The sequence below is a fragment of the Type-E symbiont of Plautia stali genome (assembly GCF_059731115.1).
The window spans coordinates 1,283,155-1,297,177 of sequence record NZ_AP035906.1; the positions used below are offsets into that span (position 1 = coordinate 1,283,155).

12 protein-coding genes are annotated in these 14,023 nt (G+C 56.1%); 2 read left to right on the forward strand and 10 right to left on the reverse strand.

Features of this window, described 5'->3' with window-relative positions; all coding sequences use genetic code 11:
- Positions 1-7: 7 nt before the first annotated feature.
- Entirely contained in the window at positions 8-730 is a 723-nt protein-coding gene (gene pnuC / locus AC6I8L_RS05835) for a nicotinamide riboside transporter PnuC (RefSeq protein ID WP_034829177.1), read from the forward strand.
- On the opposite strand, the gene zitB is transcribed toward pnuC, so the two are convergent.
- From zitB to AC6I8L_RS05855, 4 genes are all read right to left on the reverse strand, one after another.
- Positions 724-1,689 (reverse strand): CDF family zinc transporter ZitB, encoded by a 966-nt coding sequence (zitB, locus tag AC6I8L_RS05840; RefSeq protein ID WP_058962368.1) that lies wholly within the window; start codon positions 1,687-1,689, stop codon positions 724-726. The two genes, pnuC and zitB, sit on opposite strands and share 7 nt — an antisense overlap.
- Positions 1,658-4,744, reverse strand: a complete 3,087-nt coding sequence (locus AC6I8L_RS05845) for an ATP-binding protein (protein ID WP_058962369.1) — start codon at positions 4,742-4,744, stop codon at positions 1,658-1,660. The genes zitB and AC6I8L_RS05845 overlap by 32 nt, the downstream gene beginning before the upstream one ends.
- A complete protein-coding gene (locus tag AC6I8L_RS05850; RefSeq protein ID WP_058962370.1) occupies positions 4,726-5,310 on the reverse strand; it encodes a response regulator transcription factor in 585 nt (194 codons plus the stop codon). The genes AC6I8L_RS05845 and AC6I8L_RS05850 overlap by 19 nt, the downstream gene beginning before the upstream one ends.
- Before the next feature lie 101 nt (positions 5,311-5,411).
- Entirely contained in the window at positions 5,412-5,771 is a 360-nt protein-coding gene (locus AC6I8L_RS05855) for a YbgS-like family protein (protein WP_058962371.1), read from the reverse strand.
- A gap of 294 nt (positions 5,772-6,065) precedes the next feature.
- Here AC6I8L_RS05855 and aroG point away from each other — a divergent pair, with 294 nt between their 5' ends.
- Complete coding sequence (aroG, locus tag AC6I8L_RS05860) at positions 6,066-7,118, forward strand: 3-deoxy-7-phosphoheptulonate synthase AroG (RefSeq protein WP_034821187.1); 1,053 nt, start codon at positions 6,066-6,068, stop codon at positions 7,116-7,118.
- A 62-nt stretch (positions 7,119-7,180) separates the two neighbouring features.
- Here aroG and gpmA read toward each other — a convergent pair whose 3' ends face one another.
- The 6 genes from gpmA to modE form a co-directional block, all read right to left on the reverse strand.
- Positions 7,181-7,933 carry a 2,3-diphosphoglycerate-dependent phosphoglycerate mutase gene (gpmA, locus tag AC6I8L_RS05865; protein WP_034821185.1) on the reverse strand — a complete coding sequence of 251 codons (753 nt, stop codon included), beginning with the start codon at positions 7,931-7,933 and terminating at the stop codon, positions 7,181-7,183.
- A gap of 152 nt (positions 7,934-8,085) precedes the next feature.
- A complete protein-coding gene (gene galM, locus AC6I8L_RS05870; RefSeq protein WP_498014277.1) occupies positions 8,086-9,120 on the reverse strand; it encodes a galactose-1-epimerase in 1,035 nt (344 codons plus the stop codon).
- Positions 9,114-10,262, reverse strand: a complete 1,149-nt coding sequence (gene galK / locus AC6I8L_RS05875; protein WP_058961621.1) for a galactokinase — start codon at positions 10,260-10,262, stop codon at positions 9,114-9,116. The genes galM and galK overlap by 7 nt, the downstream gene beginning before the upstream one ends.
- Positions 10,263-11,306 carry a galactose-1-phosphate uridylyltransferase gene (gene galT / locus AC6I8L_RS05880; protein WP_058961620.1) on the reverse strand — a complete coding sequence of 348 codons (1,044 nt, stop codon included), beginning with the start codon at positions 11,304-11,306 and terminating at the stop codon, positions 10,263-10,265.
- A gap of 304 nt (positions 11,307-11,610) precedes the next feature.
- Positions 11,611-13,083, reverse strand: coding sequence for a molybdate ABC transporter ATP-binding protein ModF (gene modF, locus AC6I8L_RS05885; RefSeq protein ID WP_058961619.1), 1,473 nt, complete (start codon positions 13,081-13,083; stop codon positions 11,611-11,613).
- A 76-nt stretch (positions 13,084-13,159) separates the two neighbouring features.
- Complete coding sequence (gene modE, locus AC6I8L_RS05890) at positions 13,160-13,942, reverse strand: molybdenum-dependent transcriptional regulator (protein WP_058961618.1); 783 nt, start codon at positions 13,940-13,942, stop codon at positions 13,160-13,162.
- Positions 13,943-14,023 lie beyond the last annotated feature (81 nt).

Here is a 14,023-nt window from a genome sequence, read left to right on the forward strand (position 1 = left end):
GCAGATCATGGACTTCTTCAGCACACAAAATATTTTGGTTCACATTCCAATTGGCGTGGGTGGCTACGACCTGTCATGGATCGAGGCGGTGGGCACCATTGCGGGTCTGCTGTGTATCTGGCTCGCCAGCCAGGAAAAGATCATCAACTACTTCTTCGGGCTGATTAACGTCACGCTGTTTGCGGTGATCTTCTTCCAGATTCAGCTGTATGCCAGCTTACTGCTGCAGCTGTTCTTCTTTGTCGCCAATGTTTACGGCTGGTACGCGTGGAGTCGACAAAACACCGCCAATGAAGCCGCACTGAAAATTCGCTGGCTGCCGTTGCCGAAGGCGCTTGGCTGGGGCGCGGCGTGCGTCATCGCCATTGCGCTGATGACGCTGTATATCGATCCGGTGTTCGCGTTTCTGACCAAAATCGCCGTGGGTATCATGCAGAGTCTCGGCCTGAACGTGACGATGCCTCAACTGCAGCCGGATGCCTTCCCGTTCTGGGATTCCTGCATGATGGTGCTGTCGATTGTGGCGATGATTCTGATGACGCGGAAATACGTCGAGAACTGGCTACTGTGGGTGGTGATTAACGTGATTAGCGTGATGATCTTTGCGCGTCAGGGCGTGTATGCGATGTCGCTGGAATACGCGATTCTGACGTTGATCGCGCTTAACGGTTCCCGCTTGTGGATGCAAAGTGCGCGCGAACACGGGTCGCGCGCGCTGTCGAATCAGTGATGGTGATGGGCGTGACCATCCAGCGTGAGATGTTCATGTGAGTGATGATGCGAGCTCTGCTCCGCGCAGAGTTCGCAATCATGACCGGTACATGGCTGGTACTCCATCTGCACAGTGGCATGCGCAATCTGATAGTGTTCGTGCAAATACTGATGAATACGCACCAGCAGCCCGTCATGATCGTAAGGTGGAATTACCTGCACATGTAATGTCAGCACCGGCTTTTCTCCCACCTGCCACACATGTATATGATGCACATTGCGCACTTCCGCGATGTTGCGTGTCAACTCGCGTGCCAGTTTATCCACGTTAATCCCGCTCGGTGCGCCTTCCAGCAGCTCATGCAGACTTTCCCGCAGCAACGACCAGGCACTGCGTACCACCAATAGCGAAACCAGCAGTGAGAGGATCGGGTCGATCGGTGTCCAGCCGGTCAGCATGATAATGATAGCGGCAACAATCGCGCCAACGGAGCCGAGCAGATCGCCCAGCACATGCAGCGCCGCCGCACGTACGTTGAGATTTTTTTCTTCACTGCCACGATGTAACAGCCAGAAAGAGAGCAGATTAGCCAGCAAACCGGCAATCGCAATCCCCAGCATTAATCCGCCAGCCACCGGCTGAGGTTGATAGAAACGGCGCAGCGCTTCCCAGACAATCAGTGCCGTAATCACCAGCAGCGCGATGGCATTCACAAAGGCGGCAAGTGTGGTAAGGCGCAGTAAGCCAAAGGTGTGGCGGGCGCTGGGTTTGCGCTGAGCAAACTGCACGGCCAGCAGCGCCATCAACAGCGCGGCGGCGTCAGTGAGCATATGTCCGGCATCCGCCAGCAGCGCCAGCGAACCCGATACCACGCCACCAATCACTTCGGCAATCATAAACAGCGCGGTGACGCCAAACGCCGCCGCCAGACGCGTACGATTGCCGTTATGCGCGCCGTGAGAATGAGTGTGTGCCATAACTTTCCAGTTGTTCCAGTAACCTGTTCGTTAATGATATCAGTAAATTGAGCGCATCATCGTCCAGACGCTGCTGTTTTGCCTGATCGGTGAGCTGCTGACAACGTTCGGCCATCTCATCCATGCCGAGTAACAGCCAGCTGCCTTTCATGCGATGGGCGGCACGCTCGACAGCGGGCCAGTCATGCTCGACGCTGGCCGCCAGTAGCGCATCGCGATCCTGCTGCAGGGTGCGTTGCAGTGTCTGGCAAATGCGCGGGATAAAGGCCTCATTGTGCTGGGCCAGAATCATTAAACTGTCGGGCAGTTGTCGGAGAGGATCGCGCACCGTGCGTGTCAGCAGAGCCGCGAGATCATCCAGCTCAATCGGTTTCAACAACAGCGCTTCGTCTTCTTGCAACGCTACCTTCAGCAATTGCACGTCGGCGGAGCAGAGTACGCGCAGTGCCGGTTTGCTGCGTCGCTGCTGGCGGCGGCGTAAAATGCGCAGCAGTGTTAATCCATCCGGACGCGGCATCATCTGGTCAATCAACAGCACATCAAACGGCTGAAGCGCATCGGCGCGCAACAGGCTACGCCCCTCTTCGAATACCATGGCCGTTATAGCGAATCGGGCCAGCTGTTGCTGCAAGACCAACAGATTGGTGGGATGGTCATCAACAATCGCCACGCGCAGATGCGGATAGCGTGGCCAGTCAGCAGGGCGCTCGGCGGGCGTATCTTCACAGATATCGAGCGGTAATCGCACCTCCACCGTAGTGCCTTTGTCCGGTTCAGAGGTCAGCGTTAACTGACCGCCCATACGTTGCACGATCTCACGACAGATAAACAACCCCAGGCCGCTACCCTGCACGGCGTGGCTTTTGCCCGACGGTGCCTGATACCAGGGTTCAAACAACTGGGCCTGTTCGCTGAGTGGAATACCGCTGCCGCTGTCGGCGACCGCTAACTGAATCTGATCGGTGACGGCGAGCGACAGCCTGACTTCACCCTTGCGCGTGAACTTCAGCGCATTGGCCACCAGATTGTTCACCACCTGCTGCAGGCGATCGCCATCCAGCATCACCCGTGTCGGCAGCGGCGTCAGTGCCTCAACCAACAACACCGGACCGGATTCACGCATCAAAGGGTGATAGAACTGCTGCTGTTGCTGCAGCCAATCTGCCAGATGGAGCGGATGCGGTGCCAGGCGAAAACTCTGATTCTCAATGCGTGCATGGTCTTGCAGATCGTTCAGCAGCGCCATCAGCGAGCGCGCGCTGCTGTACATCAGCGTCAGACGTTCGCTGGGGTGTTGCTGTTGCTCCAGTTCCAGCAGGCCGAGAATCGCCTGCATTGGCGTACGCAACTCGTGGCTGGCGGTGGCAAGGAACTGGCTTTTAGCGGCATTAGCGCGCTCTGCCTGCTGGCGCTGCAGGCGATCGCGCCGCTGTTGCAGGTAGCGGCGCAGCAGCAGCACTAACAGCAGCAAAATGACCATCCCGGCCGCCATCAAAATCATCAGCGGCACATTGCGCATCGCCATACTGGTGCCGGGTTGGGGCGGCTGCGACCAGTTAATGCGCATCTGATTGAGCGTATCCGCTGGGATTTGCTGCAGTGCATGATCCAGCACCCCCTGGAGTTGCGGCTGATCCTGGCTTACCTGAGGTGCCAGCGGCCAGGCAACATCGCTGGCGGCAAAGGCTAAATGGACACGATTATCCGCGTGGCTGGCCATGCGCCAGCGTGCAGACAATACATTATCCACCAGTGCATCAATCTGACCGCTGTTCAGGGCTTGCCAGAGTTGCGCACGGTCATCGAACAGTTGGGGCGTGATGTTCTCAGGCAGAAGCCGTTGCGCCAGATCGGCGCGCAGCACGCCCACTCGCTGATGTTGCAGGGATTGCCAGCTCATCGGCTGCTGCGTATTAAGCGTGTAAATCCCCCAAATCGCGCGCCACACTGGCAATGTGTTGCTGCTGGTATCGTCGCCGTTCAGGGGTTGTAGCAAATTCAGCATCACCTTATGTTGCTGCATCAGCGTCTGCGCCTGTTGGGGATTGCTCACCCAGCGCGGTGTGAAACGCAGCCCGGTGCTTTGGCTTAACGCATTAAGCAGATCAATACCAAAGCCGCGCGCATTGCCGTTGCCATCGCGATAGCTCCAGGGGGCATTATCCACTTCTGCGGCATAAGGAATCTCGCTCTGTGCGGCCAGCCATTGTTTCTCTGCAGCCGACAGCATCAGCGTTTGCGTATCCTGATAACGCAGCAAAGGCGGGCTCCAGCGCTGTTGCACGCGATTACTGAACTCCGCGGGCAGCAGGCGCAGCTGAGTATTGAGCCAGTGAATCAGTGTGGGATCGCGCGCCAGTGCGCGCAGCGACAGTTCCCCGGCGCCGGGATCGGCGGTGATCTGGTAAATCTGCCCCTGCTGCAGTTGATTAAGCAGAAAGCCAGCGCTGGTTTCATCCGCCACCAGATAGTCGCTTTGCTGATTGAGCAGTGCATACAGTGCCTGCAAATCGCCCGGCAGGCTGTGCCAGCGATGGTTTTGCACAAAGGCATCGGGCAGTTGCGCCAGTGTGGCTTGCGCGATGGTGAGCTGGGCATTTTCACTGTTGAACATCACCGCGCGTTGATTATTACGATTGCGGTAAATGCGGATCGGGCTATTAACCCAGCTGTCGCTGACCAGGATGTTTTCCGGCAGCTGCGCATGTTCGTTGCTCAACACGAAATCGACGTCGCCGCGTTCCAGTGCCGCCAGCTGCTGCGAACGATCGGCGTAACTTTGCAGGCTAAAGCGCGTGCCAGTGAGTTGGCTCAGTGCACTAAGGTAATCGGCATCAATTCCCCAGATACGATCGCCAATGCGCATTGCCCAGGGCGCGCTGTTTTGCGCCGGGACGGCAACGCGTAAGGTGGGTTGCGGCCATGGCTCGACATGCGGTGCTGGCATCATGGCGGGGAGCATCACGCTGCTGGCGGGCTGTAAGTCGGCGCGAGCCGTTAAGCTGATCAACAGCAGACACAGCCACAAGATGACTTTCACTGTTGGGCTTTCCACAGTTCGGCCAGCTCCACCACCGACTGCACGCCGGTTTTCTCCAGAATGTTTTTCTTGTGGGTGCTGACGGTTTTATTGCTGATATGCAACTGTTCACCAATCTGCAAATTAGACAGCCCGCGCACCAGCAGTGCGACGATTTGCTGCTCTTTCTCGGTGAGCGGCAGCTCGATACGCTCGGGCAGCGGTGGAAACGCTTGCTGACCGCCAAGCACCGCCAGAATCGCACTCAGCAATTGCGCCATGCTTTGGCTCTTTACCACATAGCCCGCCGCACCGAGCGACACGGCACTCAGCAAAGTGTGGCGATTCTGCTGAGCGGAATAGATCAACACCGGGCAAGCTGGATCGCGGGCGCGCAGACGGCGCAACAGTTCGAGGCCATCGCTGTCCGGCAGGCCGATATCGAGCACAATAAGATCAAATTGATGCTGCTGTAAAAGCTGGCGCGCTTCAGCTTCAGTCGCGGCGGCGTGCAGTTTTACCGGGATAGGGGAGTGAACGCAGGCCGCGTCCAGCGCGACTTCAACTAACGGATGGTCATCAATAAGCAGCAGTGAAGCCATGAAACAGTTCCTCTGAATTTCATGGTTTTAGCATAGCGGAAAAGCAGATGCGGAAAAACAAAGGGAGAGCCGAAGCTCTCCCTTTGTGTGACTAAAAAAGATTACTGTGAAGTGCCGTCAGTTTTCTTGTTGACGTCTCCACCACCTTCCTTCGTTTCAACTTTTTTATTCACATCCGGGCATTTACCATCTTTACACAGGGTATTTTTGTGAACTTCTTCAGCGGACATATTGCTGGAATCAGTGCCGGAAGTCGCCGCGCTGTTAGTATTAGTGCTGCCATTATTGATTTTGCTGTTATCAACATTATTCGGTGGCAGATTCTGTTTAGCGCCACCTGCAGCCGCACCAGCTTCCGCTGAGGCATTCGCTTCACCATTATTATTCGCTGCAGCCATTGCTACACCGCTGCCCAGGGTCATCGCTGCCGTCAGAAAGATAATTGCAAACTTATTCATCATTATGCTCCTTTAATCGATGGAGAGTTGCCGTCAAACACCACTGGTGCTGAGTGACGAAAATAACGTACCGTGACGGAATATAATTCCATCGTTAACGCTTCGCTTAAAAATTAAATAGCGCAAGAACCTCATTCCTCAGTGCTTACGTTTATAAAGCTTAGTTCATGGGCGTATAAATGCAAATTTCACAGAAGCATTTACGCGAGCGTGGAATTTACACTCGCAGCCTGAAGGGATACATTTAACGGGTTGCGCCCGGCGAACGCGGGGCCAGAAATTTGAATGGAATTATGTATGGATTATCAGAACGACGATTTACGCATCAGAGAAATCAAAGAATTATTACCGCCTGTTGCTTTGCTCGAAAAATTCCCCGCTACCGATAAAGCCGCTGAAACCGTTGCTCAGGCACGTCAGGCGATTCACCGCATTCTGCACGGTCAGGACGATCGTCTGCTGGTGGTGATCGGTCCTTGCTCAATCCACGATACCGAAGCCGCTAAAGAGTATGCGAGCCGTCTGCTGACGCTGCGTGACGAGTTGAAAGGCGAGCTGGAAGTGGTCATGCGTGTTTATTTCGAAAAACCGCGTACCACGGTGGGCTGGAAAGGGCTGATCAACGATCCGTTTATGGATGGCAGCTTCCAGATCAACGATGGCCTGCGTCTGGCGCGCAAGCTGCTGGTGGACATCAACGACATCGGTCTGCCAGCGGCAGGTGAATTCCTGGATATGATCACCCCGCAGTACATGGCGGATTTGATGAGCTGGGGCGCGATTGGTGCGCGTACCACCGAATCCCAGGTGCATCGTGAACTCTCTTCCGGTTTATCTTGCCCGGTCGGCTTCAAAAACGGCACCGATGGCACAATCAAAGTGGCCATCGACGCGATTGGTGCCGCCAGCGCGCCGCATTGCTTCCTCTCCGTCACCAAATTCGGTCATTCGGCGATTGTCGAAACCAGCGGTAACGAAGATTGCCATATCATTCTGCGCGGCGGCAAAGAGCCGAACTACAGCGCTGAACACGTGGCAGCGGTGAAAACCGGTCTGGAGAAAGCGGGCTTGCGTCCGCAGGTGATGATCGACTTTAGCCATGCCAACAGCAGCAAGCAGTTCCAGCGTCAGATGGTGGTCGCTGATGATGTGGCGCAGCAGATCGCGGGCGGTGAGCAGGCGATTACTGGCGTGATGATCGAGAGCCATCTGGTGGAAGGGAATCAGAGCCTCGACAGCGGTAAAGAGCTGGTTTACGGCCAGAGCGTCACCGATGCCTGCATCGGCTGGGAAGACACCGAGAAAGCCTTGCGTCAACTGGCGCAGGCGATCAAACAACGCCGCGGCTAATTGCTTAACGCGTAATAAAAAGGCCAGACTCGCGTCTGGCCTTTTTGTTTTTAAGCCGGGAATTACTTGGCTTTACCCTGGTTAGCCACGGCTGCAGCTTTCGCGGCAATCTCGTCGGCATCACCCAGGTAGTAACGCTTCAGCGGTTTGAAGTTCTCATCGAACTCATACACCAACGGCACGCCAGTTGGGATGTTCAGTTCGAGGATTTCATCTTCGCTCAGGTTATCGAGGTATTTTACCAACGCACGCAGTGAGTTACCGTGTGCTGCAATGATCACTTTCTCACCGCTTTTGATGCGCGGCAGAATGCTTTCATTCCAGTAAGGAATAACACGTTCGATGGTCAGTGCCAGGCTCTCGGTGGTTGGCAGCTGTGCGTCGGTCAGTGATGCGTAACGTGGGTCGTGGCCCGGGAAACGCTCATCCGCACGATCCAGTTCTGGTGGGGTGATGGCAAAGCCACGACGCCACTGTTTTACCTGATCGTCGCCGTATTTGGCGGCGGTTTCAGCTTTATCCAGACCCTGCAGCGCACCGTAGTGACGCTCGTTCAGACGCCAGGTTTTCTCAACCGGCAGCCACGCCTGATCCAGCTCATCCAGCACGTTCCACAGGGTGTGGATGGCACGTTTCAGCACGGAGGTATAAGCGAAATCAAACACGAAACCTTCTTTCTTCAGCAGTTGACCGGCTGCTTTGGCTTCAGTGCGACCTTTGTCTGACAGATCCACGTCATACCATCCGGTGAAGCGGTTTTCCTGGTTCCACTGGCTTTCGCCGTGTCGCACCAGAACCAGCTTAGTTACGGCCATAGCTTAACTCCTTAATGCTTGATGTTTCGATGATTATAGAAACCGGCTGCGGCCACCTGAAAAGCGGCACACTGATAGCGCCATACCATAGCGGAAAACAACGCACGGCGTAAGCCTGTCGCTAACGCAGTGCGCGTTTTTCATCCGCTGGCTTACTGCGGTGTGAAGCGATAACGCGTCACAGACTGCCAGCGATCGCCGGGTTGCAGCCAGCAATCAGGCTGCGGCCACTCGGTATGGTTGGGCGAATCCGGTAAAAATTCACTCTCCAACGCGATGCCCTGGAAAGCAGTATAGCTGCCCTGTTCACGGGCGCGTGTTCCATCCAGATAGTTGCCGGAGTAGAACTGCAGCGCCGGTGCGGCGGTAAACACGGTCAGCGCCAGCTTGCCATCGGCCGACCACAGTTCGGCGGCGGGCTGAGTGCTGTCGCCAGCGGTGCTGAGCAGAAACGCGTGGTCATAGCCTTTCACCGCTTTTTGATCGTCATCGGCGAGGAAGTCATCCATCACACACTTCGGATGATTGAAATCGAAGCTGGTGCCGGCCACGGCTTTCAGTGGCGCGTTAGGGATGCCTTCGCTATCGACCGGTAAGTAACGATCCGCGTGCAGTTGTAAGCGATGCTGGCGTGCATCGCCATGATGCGCGTCAAGATTGAAGTAAGCATGGTTGGTGAGGTTCACCGGGCAGGGCTTGTCGGTCTGCGCGTCATAGCTGATCGACAGGCAGTTATCATCGTCGAGATGGTAAATCACATCGGCAATCAGGTTGCCGGGGAAACCCTGATCGCCATCGGGTGAATCGATACGATAGTGCACTTCGGTTTCGCTCTGACTAACGATCTGCCAGCGGCGTTTATCGAAGCCTTCCGGGCCGCCGTGCAGCTGATGTGCGCCCTGATTGGCCGCCAGCAGTAGATTCAGTGGCTTAAGCTCAGCCGAGGCGATACGGTTGGCGTAACGGCCAACCGTGGCACCGAGATAAGCATCCTGATGCAGATAATCCGATGGTGTCGCGCAGCCGAGCAGCGCTTCACGTACGCTGCCATCCTGCATCGGCACGCGCGCGGAGAGCCAGGTCGCGCCCCAGTCCATAAAAGTGACCACCATGCCGTTGCGATTGCGCAGCACGGTGATGCGCCACGGTTGCCCGTCTGGCGCATGAGAGTTGACGTCGCTTACCATTGGCCTGCTCCTGCTGACGCTTTGCACACGTAGAAGGTTTCTTTGATGCCGGTCTGCGCTTCGTATTTTTCGGCAACCGCGGCTTTCACCTGATCCACCAGATCGGTTGGCATCAGTGCCACGATGCAGCCGCCAAAACCGCCGCCGGTCATGCGCACGCCGCCACGCGGACCGATTTCAGCCTTAACGATCTCAACCAGCTGGTCGATAGGCGGTACGGTGATTTCGAAATCATCACGCATTGAGGCGTGGGATTCGGCCATCAGTTCACCCATGCGCTTCAGATCGCCACTGCTCAGCGCATCGGCGGCTTCCAGTGTACGGGCATTTTCGGTGATGACATGGCGTACACGTTTTGCCACCAGCGCATCCAGCAATGATTCCGACGCGGCAAACTCTTCCAGCGTGACATCGCGCAGCGCCGGTTTGTTAAAGAAGCGTGCACCGGTTTCGCACTGCTCACGGCGGGTGTTGTACTCGCTGCCCACCAGGCTACGGCGGAAGTTAGAGTTGATGATCACCACCGCGACATCTTCCGGCATCGAGACGGCGCGTGTGCCGAGTGTGCGGCAGTCCAGCAGCATGGCGTGATCGGGCTGACCCAGCGCAGAAATCAGCTGGTCCATAATGCCGCAGTTGCAACCAACGAACTGGTTTTCCGCTTCCTGACCGTTAACCGCAATCGCAGCGCCGTCCAGCTTCAGCTGATAGAGCTGCTGGAACACGGTGCCGACCGCTACTTCCAGTGACGCCGATGAACTCAGGCCCGCACCCTGTGGCACGTTGCCGCTGATCACCAGATCGGCACCGCCAAAGCTGGCATCACGCTTCTGCAGATGTTTCACCACACCGCGCACGTAGTTGGCCCACATCGGCTCTTTTAACGCTTCAATCGGCGCATCCAGCGAGAAGCTGTCTTGTTGATTGTCATAATCAACCGCGACCACGCGCACCTGGCGGTCGTCACGTTTGGCGCAGGCAATCACCGTCTGGTAATCAATGGCGCACGGCAGCACGAAGCCGTCGTTGTAATCGGTGTGCTCACCAATCAGATTCACGCGGCCTGGCGCCTGAATGCTGTGCGTCGGTTGATAGCCAAAGGTGTCAGCGAAAACCTGTTGAGTAGTGGACTTTAATGACATTTATTGCGCCTCGCGGAAATGGATATCGCTGACAGAACGCAGACGTTCTGCTGCCTGTTCCGCCGTTAAATCACGTTGGGTTTCGGCCAGCATTTCGTAGCCAACCATAAATTTACGTACCGTGGCCGAACGCAGCAGCGGCGGATAGAAATGAGCATGTAACTGCCAGTGCTCGTTGGATTCGCCATTAAAGGGCGCGCCGTGCCAGCCCATTGAGTAGGGAAAGGAGCACTGGAAAAGGTTGTCGTAGCGGCTGGTGAGCTGCTTAAGCGCCAGCGCCAGATCGCTACGCTGCGCCGGGGTGAGATCGGTAATGCGTTTGATATGGGCTTTCGGCAGCAGCAGGGTTTCAAATGGCCACGCCGCCCACCACGGCACCACGGCCAGCCAGTGTTCGGTCTCCACCACGGTACGACTACCGTCTTTCAGCTCGCGTGCGGCGTAATCCACCAGCATCGGCGAACCTTTTTCGTCAAAGTAGCGGCGCTGATTATCATCTTCTTTTTGCGCTTCGTTGGGCAGAAAACTGTTAGCCCAGATCTGGCCGTGCGGATGGGGATTTGAGCAGCCCATCGCTGCGCCTTTGTTCTCAAACACCTGCACCCATGGATAGTGCTGACCGAGATCGGCGGTCTGCTCTTGCCAGGTGCGCACAATATCTTCCAGTCCACTGAGCGGCAATTCCGGCAGCGTTTTACTGTGGTCAGGTGAGAAGCAAATAACCCGGCTGGTGCCGCGTGCGCTCTCACAGCGCATCAGCATGTCGTCGCTTTGCGGCGCATCGGGTGTATCGGTCATCAGCGCGGCAAAGTCGTTGGTGAAAACATAGGTGGTTTTGTAGTCCGGGTTTTTATCCCCGGTGATACGGGTATTACCAGCGCACAGGAAGCAGTCAGGATCGTGCGCAGGCAGTTGTTCCAGCGCAGGCGTTTCCTGCGCACCCTGCCACGGACGCTTGGCACGATGCGGTGAGACCAACACCCACTGATCGATCAATGGGTTATAACGGCGATGCGGATGATCAACCGGATTAAATTTTTCCATAACGAGTCCTGGTAAACGGCAAACGGATCAAAATCACTGCGATCAAGGTAGCACAAAGGCGGGCCCCAAAGCGTGATCCAGTCTGGATAAATGGTATCGTTTACACAAGGTGACGATTCTCATTTTGTGGGGTTATAGCGCGCGTTTGCTGAAATACCAGGCGGGTAAATGGTAGCGGTTACATCGGCTATTCAATGAGGTGCATATCAATGCGCACGCGACAATGTAAAAGGGTTTAGCAGAAGACCGGATTGAAGCATAAATATGCCCCTACGATGCAGGGGCGGGGTTGATGACGACGAGGTTAGCGCAAATCATCCTGCTGGAATCCGTACCCTTCATCCTGCTTCACAAAGCTCAGGCGATGAGTAATACACTGCGGCGCATCTTCGGCATGGTGTGAGACAAACAGTAACTGCGTTCGTCCTTCACCAATCAGCACATCAACAAAGCGGCGCACCAGCTGGCGGTTAATCGGATCCAATCCCTGCAGCGGCTCATCCAGAATCAACAAGGTAGGGTGTTTGACCAGCGCACGCGCAATCAGCACCAGGCGCTGCTGGCCCCAGGACAAACCGTGGAACGGCGCATCGGCCAGATGATTGTCCATGCCCAATAAGGCCAGCCACTGGCGCGCCAGCGCTTTCTGCCGATCCGAAGCGGGTTGATACAAGCCGATCGAATCGAAAAAGCCCGACAGCACCACGGTGCGCACGTTGCAGCTGACACGATAATCGAGATGCAAACTGCTGCTGACGTAGCCAATGTGCTGCTTGATGTCCCAAATGGTTTCACCGCTGCCGCGACGGATACCAAACAGGGTTAAGTCGTTGCTGTAGCCTTGCGGATGATCGCCGGTCACCAGACTCAACAGAGTGGATTTACCCGCGCCGTTGGGCCCCACAATTTGCCAGTGCTCGCCGGGATTCACCTGCCAGCTCAGCCCGTCGATCACCGCTTTATCGTTATACGACACCACGCCATTACGCAGAATCACGCGTGGCGCGTCTTCTGCCAGCTGCGGCAACTGATCCGGCGCATCCGCTTCTGGTAAAGCCATGCCGTCAAGCTTTTCGCTGTGTGCCAGCTGCGCCACCAGCGCTTCCGCCAGAATCGCCTGACGTTCACCGACGTGGGTGAGGGTGCACTCTGCCAGCACACCGACCTGTTGCACAAAGTCAGGAATATCGTCAAAACGGTTGAGCACCAGCACCACGGTAAAGCCATGCTGGTGCAGATCGCTCAGCGTCTCCGCCAGGCTGGCGCGTGAGGCAACATCTAACCCATCGAAAGGTTCATCGAGAATCAATAAATCGGGCTGCGCCATCAGCGCCTGGCACAGCAAGGTTTTGCGCGTCTCGCCGGTGGAGAGGTATTTGAAGCGGCGATCGAGCAGATAGGTGATGCCAAACTGCTGGGCCAGCGCCTGACACCTCGCCTCATCCTTCACTTCATCCTGAATGATCTGTGCGGCGGTGCGGCCAGTATCGTCTTCGCCTTCACTCAGCAGATCGGTGTTGTTGCGTTCCCACTCCTGCGCCACTAGCTTTTGCAGCTGCTCCAGCGAGAGGCGCGTGCGACGCTGAAAGTCCTGGGTAACCGCGCCTTTACCCGGCGAGAGTTCACCAGAAAGTGCGCGCGCCAGTGAGGATTTACCGCTGCCGTTGGCGCCAACAAAGGCCCAGCTTTCGCCGCTTTTGAGAGTCAGATCGTTAAGGGACAGTGCTCGGGTGTCGCTAAGGTGAAATATGCCTTGCGAAATTTGCAATGAAGCCATGATTCATTCCGTTTTATGCATCGTGTTACTCAGTTGTAGCGAGCGACGCAGACGAAGTCAAATCATGGCCTGGATTTCAGAGCAGAGTGGCGATGATGGCGTGTTCCGCATTAAAACTGGCGGTCACGCTGTCGCCCGGCTGCAGATTCTGCTGTTGCACCTGCGCGTTGTTCACCGTTGCACACAGGGTTTCACCACTCGGCAATGTCATCAACACTTCGCTGACCTGTTCACCTGGCTCGATGGCGCTGATCGTTACCTGCAATTGATTATCGCTGTTTACCACATCCCGGCTCACCTGAATCCACGGTGCTTTGATCAGCACCAGCACTTCTTTGCCACTGTCGAGCTGCAGACGTTCGGCACTGCGTTCAGTGATTGCCACCTGCAAACGCGTGACGCCGTCGGCCAGCTGAACCTCAATGTGCTGCTGCACCTGATGGTGATCGCGCGCCATCACCGTGCCAAATAGCTGATTGCGCGCACTGGTTTGCAGGGAGAAACGCGCAATCGCCGCCAGTAAACTGTCGAGCGGCAGGCTGTCGTTTTGCAGCGCATCAAAAGCTTTCTGCTGGATCTGCTCCATCAGGTGAAACAGCTGAATCAGACGCTCGCCATAGCGCGTCAGCTGCGCGCCGCCACCGCCTTTGCCTCCGGTGGCGCGGTCGACTAAGGTTTGATCAGCCATTTGGTTCATGTCGTTGATGGCATCCCAGGCACTTTTGTAGCTGATGCCCGCTAATTTAGCGCCCTGGCTGATGGAGCCGGTTTCCTGCACGCGTTTCAGCAGTTCGATGCGACGAGGGTCGGCAAACAGCTTCTGCTGAAGACGAATGTGAAGAGAAAGTTCTGCCTGCATGTCAGCTCCTTAAGTGAGTACGACAAGTGTAAGGCCAAAAGTAAAAGCACGAAAAGGGCAGTGCGTTTTTTTCCCTAACCG